Below are 13,768 nucleotides of genomic sequence, written 5' to 3'. Positions count from 1 at the left end.
AGCTTTTGTCCAGCAAAAAAGAAAAAAGAAGGACTGCGTCCTTCTTTACCTCTTCGAGAACTGCGGTGCACGGCGGGCTTTCTTGAGACCGTACTTTTTCCTCTCGACCATACGCGGGTCGCGGGTGAGCAGACCTTCCTTTCTGAGCATGGGCTTGAAGGTCTCGTCGATCTGCAGCAAGGCTCTGGCTATGCCGTGCCTTACGGCTCCGGCCTGGCCTGTAACTCCGCCGCCCCTTACATTTGCTATAATGTCAAACTTGCCCAGGGTGTTTGTCACAACGAGAGGTCTGGTTACGTCGTTCCTCAGCGTTTCCAGCGGGAAGTACTCTTCAAAGGGCCTTTTATTGATAAGGATTCTTCCCGTTCCAGGCGTAAGCCACACCCTGGCGACAGAGGTCTTTCTCCTTCCAGTGGCGAGAACAGCTTCTTTCATGCTTAACCTCCTTCTTTATCCCTCGTAAGGTAATTCCTTAGGCTGCTGGGCCTGATGGGGATGTTCCGGCCCCCTGTAGATCTTCAGCTTTTTGATCATCCTGCGGCCCAGGGAATTGTGGGGAAGCATACCCCATACGGCTTTATATATGGCCTTTTCAGGAGCTCTCTGCAGGAAGTGACGGTAGGTTTCCGCCTTCAGACCGCCCGGATAAAGGGAATGACGGTAATAAATCTTCTTATCCAGCTTCTTGCCGGTAAGTACGACTTTATCGGCATTGACGATAATCACGTGGTCGCCGGTGTCCACATGGGGAGTGTAAATGGGCTTGTGCTTTCCCTTTAATATTTTGGCTACCTGAGCTGCAAGTCTCCCTAAGGGTTTATCGGTTGCATCTATGACGTACCATTCGCGCTTAATTTCCTCTTTTTTCGCCATAAACGTGCTCATTTTATCCCTCCTCAAATCACAAGGTTATTTTATTATAACGCTCCGGGCGTGTCAAGCTGTCAGTATATAACTTTTTCCAGGCAGAGTCCGTGAGCCGGCAGAGTCACCCCGGCTCTTTCCCGGTCCCGGGACTCTATAATCGACGGTATCTCTTCCGGATCCTTTTTACCCGTCCCTACCTCCAGCAGGGTGCCTGCGATAATCCTCACCATATTGTATAAAAACCCGTCGGCTTCCACCTCTATGGTTAAAAGCTTCCCGCACTTTTTCACATCCAGCCTCGTAATATTTCTAACCGACGTCTTTACCGAGCTTCCGGACGCCCTGAAAGCTGCAAAATCGTGGACGCCTATAAAGGCTTTTGCCGCTCTTCTCATCGCCTCCACGTCCAGCGGCAGCGGGAAGAAATAGCTGTACCTCCGCAGGAGAGGCGACGGAAAAGGGGCATTGTATATGCTATAGGTGTACACCTTGGCCTTGGCGCTGTAGCGCGCGTGAAAGTCGTCGGGAACCGCTTCGGCACCTTTGACTGCTATGTCTTCGGGCAGTTTACTGTTTATGGCGTACGGCAGCCTCTCGACCGGTATGCGGGTATTCGTTCGGAAATTGGCCACCTGTCCCCTAGCGTGAACGCCCGCATCGGTCCTGCCGGCTCCGATTATGCTTACCCTTTCTCCCGTCAGGGCATATATTGCCTTCTCCAGCACTTCCTGGACGGAAAGGGCGTTGTTCTGCTTCTGCCACCCGTGGTAATTGGTGCCGTCGTACTCCAGCAGGATCTTTACGTTCAAGGCCGTCACCTACCAGATAAACCGGCTCATGATGCTCCCGACTGCAAGAAGGCCTGTCGCGATAAAGGCGGCAAGGTCCGCTGACGTCATCCTCAGCTGCTTCATTCGGGTGCGGTTTTCGCCTCCACGATAGCACCGGGATTCCATGGCCATGGCCAGGTCGTCGGCCCTCCTGAAGGCGTTTATGAACAGGGGAACTAGCAAGGGTACCAGGCTTCTGGCCCGCTGTACTACGTTGCCGCTGGCAAAATCGGCGCCTCTTGCCATCTGGGCCTTCATTATCTTATCGGTCTCTTCCATGAGAGTGGGTATGAACCTCAGCGCTATGGTCATCATCATTGCCAGCTCGTGGGCCGGCACTCCCACCCTCCTGAAGGGCTTTAAAAGGCTCTCAATACCGTCGGTCAGGGCGATCGGCGATGTCGTAAGGGTGAGCAGCGATGTGCCGACTATGAGCATTATGAGCCGCAGCACCATGAAAGTGCCCTGGTAAAGCCCCTCGTACGTTATATCAAGGGGGCCGATCTCGTAAATCACCCTTCCCTTTATCATGAAAAGGTTAAGGACGAAGGTCAGCACTATTATAATGACCAGCGGCCGCAGACCCCGCATCATATATTTCAGCGAAATTCCCGACAAGATCGAAACTGCTATTATGAAAACAGCGGGGAACGCGTACCCCGTGAAATCGTCTATGACGAACAGCAACACCATGAACGCAGTGGTTATCAATATCTTGGTTCTGGGATCCAGCCGGTGTATAACCGAATTTCCGGGTATATACTGCCCTATGGTTATCTCACGCACGGCCCTTCCTCCTCGCTGCCTCTAAAATCTCCGCCTCGGCTTCCTCGACGGTCAGCACTTCGGTAGAGACGTCCTTTCCACAGTTTTTCAGCTTCAGCATCAGGTGGGTGACCTGGGGTATGTCAAGCCCGATCGAGGAAAGGCCTTCGTAGTTTTTGAATATTTCCCGCGGTGTGCCGCTTTCAACCATCCGCCCCCGGTGCATAACAGCGATCTTATCCACCAGCTTCGCGATGTCCTCCATACTGTGAGATACGAGTATCACGGTAATGTTCTGCCTTTCCCTTAGCTGCACAATCTCCCGCAGGATCTCGTCCTTGCCCCTGGGGTCAAGACCCACGGTGGGCTCGTCAAGGATCAGCACCTTGGGCTTCATCGCTAGAACCCCTGCAATGGCAACCCTCCGCATCTGGCCGCCGCTGAGCTCGAAGGGGGAGCGGTCCTTTATTTCCGAAAAGTTTAAGCCCACCAGCTCGATGGCTTCCCTGACCCTCCGGTCGATTTCCTCCTCGGGCAGGCCTATGTTCCTTGGCCCGAAAGCCACATCCTTTTCTACGGTCTCTTCAAAAAGCTGGTGTTCCGGATACTGGAAGACCAGGCCCACTTTCTGCCTGATCTCTCTGAGGTTTACTCCCCGTTCGTTTATATTGACGCCGTCTATTATCACTTCTCCCGAGGTGGGTTTCAGAAGGCCGTTAAGGTGCTGTATCAGGGTTGACTTGCCCGACCCGGTGTGTCCGATGAGCCCCCAGAATTCCCCATCCTGGACAGTCCAGTTTACGTCCTGCAGGGCCACCGATTCGAAAGGAGTACCGGGCATGTATATGTGCGTGAGGTTTTTTACAACAACGGGCATAGGCATTCCACCATTTCATCTATCGTTAAAATGTCGCCCCTCACTTCCAGCCCCCTGCCCTTAAGCCGGTGGGCAAGTTCGGTGACCTGAGGGACGTCAAGGCCAATAGCCTTCAGTTCTTCCACCCGGGAAAAAATCTCCCTGGGAGTGCCCTCCATCACCACCTGGCCCCGGTTCATGGCGATGACCCTGTCGGCCTGTACGGCTTCTTCCATGAAATGGGTGATGAGCACGATGGTCTTACCTTCTTCCCTGTTCAGCCGCTTTACGGTATTAATAACTTCCCGCCTGCCGACGGGGTCCAGCATGGCCGTAGGCTCATCCAGGATGATGTAATCGGGCTTCATGGCGAGTACGCCGGCAATGGCCACCCTCTGTTTCTGGCCGCCGGATAAAAGATGCGGTGCTTTCTGAGCGAAATCGACAAGCTCCACTATTTTTAAAGCCTCATAGACCCTCTTTTTTATCTCTTCTGGGGGCAGGCCCAGATTTTCCGGACCGAAGGCCACGTCTTCTTCAACGAGCGTCGCCACTATTTGGTTGTCGGGATTCTGAAACACCATGCCGGCCTTCTGACGGATTTTCCAGATGTTATCCCGGTCCCGGGTGTCGAGGCCGTCCACGCGGACGCTGCCCTTCGTCGGCAGGAAAAGGCCGTTGAAGAGTTTGGCCAGCGTGGATTTGCCCGACCCGTTGGGGCCGATTATAGCCACAAATTCTCCCTTTTGAATCCTGAGGTTTACATCCTTCAGGGCCAGGTCTTTGGCCTGCGAGTATTGGTAGTACACGCTTTCAGCCAGAATTTCGGCGGCCATTGTACCGCCCCCTTTACATCGAAATAGGGAGTTATACCAGTTCCAGCACTACCATTGGAGAAGAATCTCCACGCCTGGGACCGAGCTTGATTATCCTGGTATAGCCACCGTTCCTGTCGTTGTATTTAGGAGCAATTTTTTCAAAAATGTTCTTAACAGTAGTCTCGTCCAGCACTTCGGCCAACACCATGCGCCGGGCAGCGAGATCGTTCTTTTTGCCAAGAGTTATTATTTTTTCAGCGATGCTGCGGACTTCCTTGGCACGGGTCTCGGTGGTTATTATCCTGCCGTGCTTAAATAGTGATGTTACCATGTTTCTGAGCATCATTTTCCTGTGACCGCTGTCTCTGCCCAATTTTCTCATCTTCCCAACCCCCTTTTACGCATCTTCGGATTTTTTCAAGGATAGGTTAAGTGCTGCCAGTTTTTCCTCGACCTCTTCCAGGGACTTCTTGCCCAGGTTCCTGACCTTCATCATCTCTTCGGGCGTCTTCTGTATCAGCTCTCCGATGGTGTTGATGCCGGCCCGTTTCAGGCAGTTATACGATCTGACGGAAAGGTCCAGTTCCTCAATGGGCATTTCCAGAATCCTTTCCCTCTCATCCTTTTCCTTTTCCACCGGAGCTTCCACTTTTTTGACCGCCGTTGTGAGGCCGGTAAACAGGTTGAAATAATCGATCAGTATTTTTGCTGCGGCGCTGACGGCCTCATCGGGCTTTATGGTGCCGTTGGTCCACACTTCCAGGGTGAGCTTATCGTAGTCGGTCACCTGGCCCACCCTGGTGTGCTCTACAGTGTAATTGGCCTTGATGACCGGAGTGAAAATGGAGTCTATGGGTATTATTCCTATAGGCTGGCCGGGTTTTTTGTTTTTTTCGGCCGTCACGTAACCCTTCCCCTTTTCCAGGGTAAGTTCCGCAAACAGCCTGCCGTCCTTATCAAGCGTGGCGATATGGTGATCCTTATTGATGATCTCCACATCGGCGTCGCAGATGATGTCTTTTGCCGTGACTTCCCCTTCTCCCTGGGCTTCTATTCTGAGCAGCTTGGGCTCATCGCTGTGCATTTTTATCGCAAGGCCTTTTATATTCATTATTATTTCTACGGTATCTTCAAGCACACCGGGAATCGTGGAAAATTCATGCTGTACTCCATCGATTTTCACGGAAGTTATCGCAGCCCCCGGCAGCGACGACAGGAGTACCCTGCGGAGCGAATTGCCAAGGGTGGTTCCGTAGCCCCTTTCCAGAGGCTCTATGACGATCTTGCCATAGGTGTTGTCTTCGCTTATTTCCACCAACTCAATCCTTGGCTTTTCAATCTCAGTCATCAATAACATTACCCTCCTCGTACAGATTTGGAATGAGGGCACATTACTTGGAGTAGAGCTCGACTATGAGGTGCTCCTGTATCGGTACGTCGATGTCTTCGCGGTTGGGCATCCTCACGACTTCTCCCGTAAGCGTGTCGTAATTTACCGACAGCCATTCGGGAACAATCCTGCCTTTACCTGCTTCCGCCATCTCTTTGAAGAAGTCCAGGGACCTGCTTTTCTCCCTGACGGCTATGACGTCTTTTTCCCTCACCTGGTAGGACGGAATGGTAACCTTTCTGCCGTTAACTTCTATATGGCCGTGCCTCACTATCTGGCGGGCCTGAGCTCTGGATTTAGCGAATCCCAGGCGGTATACCACATTGTCGAGGCGGCACTCCAGAAGGCGAAGCAGGTTCTCACCGGTAACGCCCTTTCTCCTGATGGCTTCCTCAAAGTATATCTTAAACTGCCTTTCCAGCACACCATAAATTCTTTTGGCTTTCTGCTTTTCTCTTAGCTGCAGCCCGTATTCGGAAAGTTTCCTCTTCATCTGCCCGTGCTGACCGGGGGCATATCCGCGCCTGTCAATGGCGCATTTGGGCGTATAGCACCTCTCGCCCTTCAGATACAGCTTCATGCCCTCGCGGCGGCACAGGCGGCATACAGGACCCGTGTATCTTGCCATTTAAACTTCCACCTCCTGATTTTTATCTGTTACACGCGCCTACGCTTTGGCGGCCTGCACCCGTTGTGGGGAATGGGTGTGACGTCCTTTATCACGCTTATTTCCAACCCGGCTGCCTGCAGTGAACGAATTGCGGCTTCGCGTCCGGGACCGGGGCCTTTAACGAATACTTCAACGGTTCTCAGCCCGTAGTCCATGGCCTTCCTCGCAGCCGATTCCGCCGCCATCTGGGCTGCGAAAGGCGTACCCTTCCTGGAGCCCTTGAAACCTACTGTGCCGGCGCTTGCCCAGGTGATCGGATTGCCGGCTTCATCGGTTATTGTCACGATGGTATTGTTAAACGTCGAGTGAATATGGGCTTTGCCTTTTTCGACGCGCCTTTTTTCTCTGCGCTTTCTAGATGTAAGGGCCAATTTGTGCTCACCTCCGAAAATTATTTACTGCGCCTTGCTCCGACCGTCTTTCTGGGACCTTTTCTGGTCCTGGCGTTGGTACGGGTTCTCTGTCCGCGAACGGGTAGACCCCTGCGGTGGCGTATTCCCCTGTAGCAGCCGATCTCTATTAGCCTCTTAATATTGAGCGCCACCTCGCGGCGCAGGTCGCCCTCAACCTTGTAGTTTTTTTCTATAATATCCCTGAGATTGGAAATCTCCCGCTCGGTCAGGTCCTTTACCCGCGTATCGGGGTTAACGCCCGCTTCCTTCAGTATCTTGTTGGAAAGGCTCCTGCCGATGCCGTAAATGTAAGTCAGGGCTATTTCAACCCTCTTATCCTTCGGCAGGTCAACACCCGCAATCCTGGCCATCCAGTCACTCCTCCTTTAACCCTGTCTTTGCTTGTGTTTGGGATTTTCGCAAATTACCATTACCCTGCCCTTGCGCTTTATGATCTTGCACTTTTCGCATATCTTCTTGACAGAAGGTCGAACCTTCAAGGTAATTCCTCCTTTTCCCCTTTATTTGTAGCGGTAAACGATTCGACCCCGGGTGAGATCGTAAGGAGAAAGCTCTACCGTAACTTTGTCACCTGGTAGTATCCTTATATAGTTCATCCTTATTTTCCCGGATACATGGGCCAAAACCTTGTGACCGTTTTTCAGCTCTACCCGGAACATCCCGTTGGGAAGAGGTTCCACTACAGTGCCTTCTACCTCTATTACATCCGATTTGGACATAAAGGCCCTTCTACCTCCTTTAAACCCTATTATCATCGGGTTTTTCCACCAATTCCTCGAGGGCTCTTCTTATCTCTTCGTTGTATACTTTGCGACCGCTTGCGAGCTTTTCGTGGATAAAACCTGCTTTTTTATTTAAAATCTTCAGGTGCTTCAACTTTTTCTTTTTGGGTTTTTCTATCCTGCGGAGTTTCCCGTCGGCCACATATACGTATTGGGAATCGATAACCCTGATCACCAGCATGAATCGCCCCTTATCGCGCCCCGCGCACGACATGACCACCTGGCCCGGTTCTACCTCTTTCATATTAACACCTGCCTATATCCTGGTCAGTATTTCCGGCTCCCCATCGGTTATAGCGATGGTGTTTTCGTAATGTGCCGAAAGGCTCCCGTCTTTGGTTACAACCGTCCAGTTGTCCTCGAGGATGTATACTTCGTATCCTCCGGCGTTGACCATCGGCTCGATCGCCAGCGTCATGCCGGGTCTCAGCCTCGGGCCTTTGTTAGGCGGCCCGTAGTTGGGCACATGAGGGTCTTCATGCATCTGCCGGCCTATTCCGTGGCCGCCCCATTCCCGAACCACCGAAAAATTCCGGCTTTCAACGTAGGTCTGGATGGCATGGGAGATGTCGGAGAGCCTGTATCCAGCCTTTGCAAAAGTCAAACCCTCGTAAAAGCTCTGTCTGGTCACTTCGATGAGTTCAAGGGCCTTTTCAGAGACGTTTCCAACCGGATAGGTTCTGGCCGCATCCGAACAGTATCCTTCTACAATGGCTCCCACATCCACACTAATAATATCACCATCTTTAAGGGTTCTTAAACCAGGAATACCATGTACTACCTCTTCGTTAATCGAAGTACAGATGGTAGCCGGAAAACCCCTGTACCCCTTGAAAGCCGGGACAGCACCGTTTTTGAGTATGACCTCTTCCGCGATCCTGTCGAGCTCGCCCGTAGTAACGCCGGGCTTTATGTGCCTTTTTAACTCTTCCAGCACCAGCGCTACCACACGGCCAGCCCTTCGCATTATTTCTATTTCCCGTTTGGACTTTATGATTACCATCAGCCTTCGCCTCTTAAACGGCTCTTTATGTCCTCGAAAACAACGTCAATGGGCCTGTTGCCGTCGATGTTTACAAGCAGATTCTTTCTGTCATAATACTCTATCAGGGGTCTTGTTTGCTGTTCGTATACGTTTATCCTGTTTTCAACGGTCTTCACGTCATCGTCGGCCCTCATAATGAGCTTTCCACCGCATTTGTCGCAGATACCTTCTTTTTGGGGAGGGTTGTACTTCACGTGGTAGGTGAAGCCACATACCTCGCAGACCCTCCGCCCGGTAAACCTCTCGATGAGCTCCTCCCTGGGGACCACGATGTTTACGACCGCATCGAGCCTTATGCCCATTTCCCCAAGAGCTTCTTCCAGGCTTTCCGCCTGGGGTATCGTCCTGGGGAAACCGTCCAGAATAAAACCTTTTTCGCAGCTTTTATCCCGAAGCCTTTCCCTCACAATGCCTGTTATTACCTCGTCGGGCACCAGCAAACCCTTATCCATGTATTCCCTGGCTTTCTTCCCCAGAGGCGTACCTTCCTGAACCGCCGATCTCAGCATATCTCCCGTAGAAATATGGGGGACGTCGAAGGCCTCGGCCAGTTTTTTGGCCTGGGTCCCTTTGCCGGCCCCTGGAGGTCCCATGAGTACGATGCGCATCCTGTCTCACTCCTACTTCAGGAAGCCCTGATAATGCCTCATCAGCATCTGGGCTTCGATGAGTTTCATAGTCTCCAGCGCCACACCTATCACTATCAGCAGAGCCGTGCCTCCGAAGTAGATGTTTAGGCTGGTAACGCCGGTTATTAAATAGGGCAAAACTGCTATCGCCGCCAGGAAAATGGCACCAATAAGAGTTATCCTAGTCATAATCTTGTTAAGATACTCAGCCGTGGACCTTCCAGGCCTTATTCCCGGTATAAACCCGCCGTACTTCTTCATATTGTCCGCCACATCCACCGGGTTGAAGGTAACCGCGGTGTAGAAGTAGGTGAAGAAGATTATCAGCAGCGCGTAAAGGCTGGCGTAAAGCCACCCGCCAGGTTCTATGAAATTGGCGATGCTCACTGCCACCTTGCTGTTTGGGAAAAATCCAGCGATGGTGCTGGGAAATAGCAGTATGGACATCGCGAAGATTACCGGTATAACGCCGGCTGCGTTCAGTTTCATGGGTATGTGGGTGGTCTGACCTCCGTAAACCCGCCTGCCCACCACCCGCCGGGCGTACTGGACCGGTATCCGCCGTTCGGCCTGCTGCACCGCGATCACGCCCACGATTACGACCAGGGCGAACACCGCAAACAGAAGTACCATCAACACGTTCGCAGTTCCCACTCTGATGTAATCGTACATCTGGTAAACGCCGCTGGGAAGCCTGGATACGATGCCCGCGAAGATCAGAAGGGAGATCCCATTCCCGATGCCTTTGTCGGTTATCTGTTCACCAACCCACATCAGAAATGCCGTGCCTGCCGTAAGGCTTAAAACCACCAGGAGGCTGCCGAAAAACCCGGGATTCGTAAGGGCACTCCTGAAGCCCACCGCCAGCCCTGTGGCCTGTATAAGCCCCAGGATTACGGTGCCATAACGGGTGTATCTGGCCAGGACTTTTCGCCCTTCTACGCCCTCCTTGGCCAGCTCTTCCCACCTGGGTATGACTATTGTGAGGAGCTGGACTATAATCGAGGCGTTAATGTATGGGGTAATGCTCATGGCGAAAACGGAGAATTGCTTGAAAGCGCCACCCGCAATTATGTCAAAAAAGCCCAATAGCGCTCCTCTTTCGATGAGCTGCCTTACGGCTTCGGGATTCATACCCGGCACCGGCACGAAAGCACCTATCCTGAAGACCACCAGCATCAAAAGGGTGAATTGCAACCGCCTTCTCAAATCCGGGATCTTCCAGGCATTTTTTAGGGCTTCAAGCATTATATCACCTCTGCTTTCCCGCCGGCAGCTTCAATCTTTTCTTTTGCGGAACCGGAAAAAGCGTGGGCTACTACTTCCAGTTTAACTTTCAGCTCGCCGTCGCCCAGGATCTTTACGCCGTCCTTTACCTGCTTAATGAGGCCCTTTTCTACGAGGAGCTCCGGAGTGACTCTGGTGTTCTCTTCGAACACATTCAGGTCCTTCACGTTCACGATAGCATACTCTTTCTTAAATATGTTGGTGAATCCCCTCTTGGGTAACCGGCGGTAGAGAGGCATCTGGCCGCCCTCAAAACCTGGTCTTACCCCCCCGCCGCTGCGGGCGTTCTGGCCTTTGTGGCCCCGGGTGGAAGTTTTGCCGTGACCAGAACCTATGCCACGTCCCACCCTCTTGGGTCTTTTCCTGGAACCTTCTGCAGGCTTAAGGTCGTGAAGTCTCATCGTTACACCTCCTCTATTTCAGCCTTTTATCCTAACAGTTCCTGCACTGTTTTTCCTCTCATTTTTGCTACTTCTTCGATGCTCTTCAGCTGTTTTAGAGCCTCTATGGTGGCGTCCACCATGTTTTTAGCGTTGCTAGAACCCAGCGACTTGCTGACCACGTTCCTTATCCCGGCCAGCTCCAGCACGGCCCTGACGGGACCTCCGGCTATAACACCCGTACCTTCAACTGCCGGCTTCACCAGTACCCGGCCGGCGCCGGATTCGCCTATAGCTTCGTGGGGTATGGTGCCGTTTATTACCGGCACATTGATGAGGTTTTTCTTGGCATCCTCTATGGCTTTTCTGATAGCGTCGGGAATTTCATGGGCTTTACCGGTACCGACCCCTACTTTGCCGTTCTTGTTGCCAACCACCACCAGGGCGGAAAACCTGAAATTCTTGCCGCCTTTTGTAACTTTCGATACCCTGTTAATGGTGACAACTTTTTCCGAAAATTCGTGTTCGATGTCCCTTTCCCTCTGCATTCGCCTACCTCCCTTTTTTAGAATTCAAGACCGGCACGCCTTGCAGCTTCGGCTAAGGCCTTGACGCGACCGTGATACAGGTATCCACCCCTGTCGAAAGCCACTTTTGTGATGCCCTTTTCCAGGGCTCGTTTTGCTATGAGTTCGCCTACCTTTTCCGCCGCTTCAACGTTGCAGCCTTTCACGCTATCCCTTATGGCCGGATCTAAAGTAGAGGCCGCCACCAGGGTCCTTCCCTCTTCGTCGTTAATAATCTGGGCATAGATGTGTTTCAGGCTGCGGAAGACGTTCAACCTGGGCCTTTCGGCGGTGCCGAAGACTTTTTTGCGAATTCTCAGATGCCGTCTCTTGCGGGCTAGGTTCCTGGGTTCCTTTTTAATCATGCCTATCCCTCCTCCTACCGTTATTTAGCTCCGGCCTTTCCTACTTTGCGCCTTACAACCTCGTTTTCGTATCTTATACCCTTGCCTTTATAGGGCTCCGGCTCCTTGACCTTCCTGATATTCGCTGCCGTGATACCGACCAGTTCCTTGTCGATGCCCCTTACAATGATCTTGTTCTGGGCGGGTACTTCGAACTCTATTCCCTTCGGAGCCTCTATTTCAACCGGGTGGGAGAAACCCACGGTTAGCACCAGTTTGTTGCCCTGTTTGCTGGCCCTGTAGCCGACACCCTCCAGCATCAGGCTCTTTTCATAGCCGTTGACCACGCCGTTTACCATGTTGGCCAGGAGACTGCGGGTCAAGCCGTGCAGGGCCTTGTGGTTCTTGTCGTCCGACGGCCGCTTTACAATGATTTTGCCGTCTTCCTGTAAAATTTGCATATCTTTGTGGAACTCTTTTGTAATGGAACCCTTGGGTCCTTTGATTGTAACGATGTTTCCTTCAATTTTTACTTCCACGCCCTTGGGTATTTCGATGGGCTTTTTGCCTATCCGCGACATTTCAGGCACCTCCTTTGCATGTTTTTACCACACGTAGCAGATTACTTCTCCGCCGACTCCTTCTTTTCTGGCCTTTTTATCGGTCATAATTCCCTTGGAGGTGGAGAGGATAGCTATGCCCAGCCCCCCTAAGACTCTGGGAATCTGGTCTTTTCTCACGTATATCCTGAGGCCCGGTTTGGAGATTCTCTTGATGCCCGTGATGACCTTTTCTTTGTTGGGTCCGTATTTCAGGTGAATTTTTATTATACCCTGCTTACCGTCCTCGATGACCTCGTAGTCTTGAATGAACCCCTCTTCTTTCAGGGTTTCGGCTATCGCCCTTTTTATCTTGGAGCAGGGGATTTCCACTGTCGGGTGCCCCGCATCGTTGGCGTTTCTTATTCGGGTTAGCATATCGGCAATGGGATCGGTTATAGCCATTTTGCGAAACCTCCTTTCCACACTTTTACCAGCTGGCCTTTCTCACACCGGGGATCTCTCCGCGGTGTGCCAGAACCCTGAAGCAAAGGCGGCATACGCCGAACTTACGCAGGTATGCCCGCGGCCTGCCGCAAATCTTGCAGCGGTTGTAGTATCTGGTGGAGAACTTCTGAGGCCTCTTCTGTTTTGCTATAAGGGACTTCTTCGCCACTTTTTATCCTCCTTTCTACCGAGCAAACGGCATTCCAAGACCTTTCAGGAGTTCGCGAGCCTCTTCGTCGGTTTCTGCCGTGGTTACTATCGTGATGTCCATTCCGCGTATCTTATCGATTTTATCGTAATCTATCTCGGGGAAAATTAGCTGTTCCTTTATTCCAAGGGTGTAATTGCCCCGGCCGTCGAAGGCATCGGGAGAAACCCCTTTAAAGTCTCTGACCCTGGGCAGGGCAACGTTAAACAGTTTGTCTAGAAATTCGTACATCCTGTCGCCCCTTAAGGTGACCTTCGCACCTATCGGCATGCCCTGTCTTATTTTGAACGAAGCTATGGACTTTCTCGCCTTTGTCACCACAGGCTTTTGGCCGGCAATCGCCGCCATATCCCTGGTGGCCGATTCAACGGCTTTCGGATTTTCCTTGGCGTCGCTGATGCCCATATTGAGCACCACTTTTTCCAGCCTCGGCACCTGCATGACGTTTTTGTAGTTGAATTTATTCATCATTGCAGGGATTACTTCTTTTTCGTATTTTTCCTTCAGCCTGGGCATGAAATTCCCTCCTTTCAACCTACTTACTTATCTATAACCTCACCGCATTTTTTGCAGGTTCTTACTTTCGTGCCGTCAGCAAGGAAGGTATGTCCTATACGGGTTGGGGCGCCGCACTTGCCGCATACCACCATGAGTTTTGACGTATTTAAAGGCATTTCCTGATGAATAATGCCGCCCTGGGGGAATTTGGGGGAAGGTCTCCGGTGCTTTGTGGCCATGTTTACGCCTTCTACAATGGCCACTCCTTTTTTTGGCAGCACTTTGAGCACCTTACCCTTTTTGCCCCTGTCCTTGCCGGACAGCACAACTACCGTGTCGCCCTTTTTTACGTGGACCTTTGCCAAAGGTTACAC

General features: G+C 51.9%; 25 protein-coding genes. All 25 read right to left on the bottom strand.

Annotation, left to right across the window (positions count from 1 at the left end; all coding sequences use genetic code 11):
• Positions 1-45: 45 nt before the first annotated feature.
• The 25 genes from rpsI to rplX are packed head-to-tail and all read right to left on the bottom strand — an operon-like array spanning position 46 to position 13,759.
• A complete protein-coding gene (gene rpsI / locus TOCE_RS00790; RefSeq protein ID WP_013274996.1) occupies positions 46-435 on the bottom strand; it encodes a 30S ribosomal protein S9 in 390 nt (129 codons plus the stop codon).
• Positions 436-450: 15 nt separating this feature from the next.
• The gene (gene rplM, locus TOCE_RS00785; protein WP_013274995.1) at positions 451-885 is read right to left on the bottom strand and encodes a 50S ribosomal protein L13; all 435 of its coding nucleotides are present in this window, start codon (positions 883-885) and stop codon (positions 451-453) included.
• A gap of 59 nt (positions 886-944) precedes the next feature.
• Positions 945-1,676 (bottom strand): tRNA pseudouridine(38-40) synthase TruA, encoded by a 732-nt coding sequence (gene truA / locus TOCE_RS00780; protein WP_013274994.1) that lies wholly within the window; start codon positions 1,674-1,676, stop codon positions 945-947.
• 9 nt (positions 1,677-1,685) lie between these two features.
• The gene (locus TOCE_RS00775) at positions 1,686-2,483 is read right to left on the bottom strand and encodes an energy-coupling factor transporter transmembrane component T family protein (protein ID WP_013274993.1); all 798 of its coding nucleotides are present in this window, start codon (positions 2,481-2,483) and stop codon (positions 1,686-1,688) included.
• Positions 2,476-3,339: an energy-coupling factor transporter ATPase gene (locus TOCE_RS00770; protein ID WP_013274992.1), complete on the bottom strand. Its 864-nt coding sequence runs from the start codon at positions 3,337-3,339 to the stop codon at positions 2,476-2,478. The genes TOCE_RS00775 and TOCE_RS00770 overlap by 8 nt, the downstream gene beginning before the upstream one ends.
• Positions 3,324-4,154 (bottom strand): energy-coupling factor transporter ATPase, encoded by an 831-nt coding sequence (locus TOCE_RS00765; protein WP_013274991.1) that lies wholly within the window; start codon positions 4,152-4,154, stop codon positions 3,324-3,326. The genes TOCE_RS00770 and TOCE_RS00765 overlap by 16 nt, the downstream gene beginning before the upstream one ends.
• Before the next feature lie 31 nt (positions 4,155-4,185).
• Positions 4,186-4,518, bottom strand: coding sequence for a 50S ribosomal protein L17 (gene rplQ, locus TOCE_RS00760; protein ID WP_013274990.1), 333 nt, complete (start codon positions 4,516-4,518; stop codon positions 4,186-4,188).
• Positions 4,519-4,533: 15 nt separating this feature from the next.
• Positions 4,534-5,484 carry a DNA-directed RNA polymerase subunit alpha gene (locus TOCE_RS00755; protein ID WP_013274989.1) on the bottom strand — a complete coding sequence of 317 codons (951 nt, stop codon included), beginning with the start codon at positions 5,482-5,484 and terminating at the stop codon, positions 4,534-4,536.
• A gap of 43 nt (positions 5,485-5,527) precedes the next feature.
• Positions 5,528-6,154: a 30S ribosomal protein S4 gene (rpsD, locus tag TOCE_RS00750; RefSeq protein ID WP_013274988.1), complete on the bottom strand. Its 627-nt coding sequence runs from the start codon at positions 6,152-6,154 to the stop codon at positions 5,528-5,530.
• Between the two features lie 29 nt (positions 6,155-6,183).
• On the bottom strand, positions 6,184-6,567 hold the full coding sequence (rpsK, locus tag TOCE_RS00745) for a 30S ribosomal protein S11 (protein WP_013274987.1): 384 nt from the start codon (positions 6,565-6,567) through the stop codon (positions 6,184-6,186).
• A gap of 20 nt (positions 6,568-6,587) precedes the next feature.
• Positions 6,588-6,959 (bottom strand): 30S ribosomal protein S13, encoded by a 372-nt coding sequence (rpsM, locus tag TOCE_RS00740; RefSeq protein WP_013274986.1) that lies wholly within the window; start codon positions 6,957-6,959, stop codon positions 6,588-6,590.
• Positions 6,960-6,974: 15 nt separating this feature from the next.
• Positions 6,975-7,088, bottom strand: coding sequence for a 50S ribosomal protein L36 (rpmJ, locus tag TOCE_RS00735; protein WP_006307538.1), 114 nt, complete (start codon positions 7,086-7,088; stop codon positions 6,975-6,977).
• Positions 7,089-7,109: 21 nt separating this feature from the next.
• Positions 7,110-7,328 carry a translation initiation factor IF-1 gene (infA, locus tag TOCE_RS00730; RefSeq protein WP_013274985.1) on the bottom strand — a complete coding sequence of 73 codons (219 nt, stop codon included), beginning with the start codon at positions 7,326-7,328 and terminating at the stop codon, positions 7,110-7,112.
• Positions 7,329-7,347: 19 nt separating this feature from the next.
• Entirely contained in the window at positions 7,348-7,635 is a 288-nt protein-coding gene (locus TOCE_RS00725; RefSeq protein WP_013274984.1) for a KOW domain-containing RNA-binding protein, read from the bottom strand.
• Between the two features lie 12 nt (positions 7,636-7,647).
• Entirely contained in the window at positions 7,648-8,394 is a 747-nt protein-coding gene (map, locus tag TOCE_RS00720; RefSeq protein WP_013274983.1) for a type I methionyl aminopeptidase, read from the bottom strand.
• Entirely contained in the window at positions 8,394-9,044 is a 651-nt protein-coding gene (locus tag TOCE_RS00715) for an adenylate kinase (RefSeq protein WP_013274982.1), read from the bottom strand. The genes map and TOCE_RS00715 overlap by 1 nt, the downstream gene beginning before the upstream one ends.
• A gap of 12 nt (positions 9,045-9,056) precedes the next feature.
• Entirely contained in the window at positions 9,057-10,313 is a 1,257-nt protein-coding gene (gene secY / locus TOCE_RS00710) for a preprotein translocase subunit SecY (protein ID WP_013274981.1), read from the bottom strand.
• On the bottom strand, positions 10,313-10,753 hold the full coding sequence (rplO, locus tag TOCE_RS00705; protein ID WP_013274980.1) for a 50S ribosomal protein L15: 441 nt from the start codon (positions 10,751-10,753) through the stop codon (positions 10,313-10,315). The genes secY and rplO overlap by 1 nt, the downstream gene beginning before the upstream one ends.
• Positions 10,754-10,779: 26 nt before the next feature.
• Complete coding sequence (gene rpsE, locus TOCE_RS00700; protein ID WP_013274979.1) at positions 10,780-11,280, bottom strand: 30S ribosomal protein S5; 501 nt, start codon at positions 11,278-11,280, stop codon at positions 10,780-10,782.
• 17 nt (positions 11,281-11,297) lie between these two features.
• A complete protein-coding gene (gene rplR, locus TOCE_RS00695) occupies positions 11,298-11,663 on the bottom strand; it encodes a 50S ribosomal protein L18 (protein ID WP_013274978.1) in 366 nt (121 codons plus the stop codon).
• 20 nt (positions 11,664-11,683) lie between these two features.
• A complete protein-coding gene (gene rplF / locus TOCE_RS00690; protein ID WP_013274977.1) occupies positions 11,684-12,223 on the bottom strand; it encodes a 50S ribosomal protein L6 in 540 nt (179 codons plus the stop codon).
• 24 nt (positions 12,224-12,247) lie between these two features.
• The gene (rpsH, locus tag TOCE_RS00685; protein WP_013274976.1) at positions 12,248-12,646 is read right to left on the bottom strand and encodes a 30S ribosomal protein S8; all 399 of its coding nucleotides are present in this window, start codon (positions 12,644-12,646) and stop codon (positions 12,248-12,250) included.
• A 25-nt stretch (positions 12,647-12,671) separates the two neighbouring features.
• On the bottom strand, positions 12,672-12,857 hold the full coding sequence (locus TOCE_RS00680; protein ID WP_013274975.1) for a type Z 30S ribosomal protein S14: 186 nt from the start codon (positions 12,855-12,857) through the stop codon (positions 12,672-12,674).
• Positions 12,858-12,872: 15 nt separating this feature from the next.
• Positions 12,873-13,412 (bottom strand): 50S ribosomal protein L5, encoded by a 540-nt coding sequence (gene rplE / locus TOCE_RS00675; RefSeq protein WP_013274974.1) that lies wholly within the window; start codon positions 13,410-13,412, stop codon positions 12,873-12,875.
• Positions 13,413-13,435: 23 nt separating this feature from the next.
• Positions 13,436-13,759: a 50S ribosomal protein L24 gene (rplX, locus tag TOCE_RS00670; RefSeq protein WP_013274973.1), complete on the bottom strand. Its 324-nt coding sequence runs from the start codon at positions 13,757-13,759 to the stop codon at positions 13,436-13,438.
• Between the last annotated feature and the right edge of the window lie 9 nt (positions 13,760-13,768).

The sequence above is a fragment of the Thermosediminibacter oceani DSM 16646 genome (genome assembly GCF_000144645.1).
GTDB classification, from domain to species: domain Bacteria; phylum Bacillota; class Thermosediminibacteria; order Thermosediminibacterales; family Thermosediminibacteraceae; genus Thermosediminibacter; species Thermosediminibacter oceani.
Note: the sequence above shows the minus strand (reverse complement) of the source record. Positions and strands in the feature narration are given on the sequence as shown.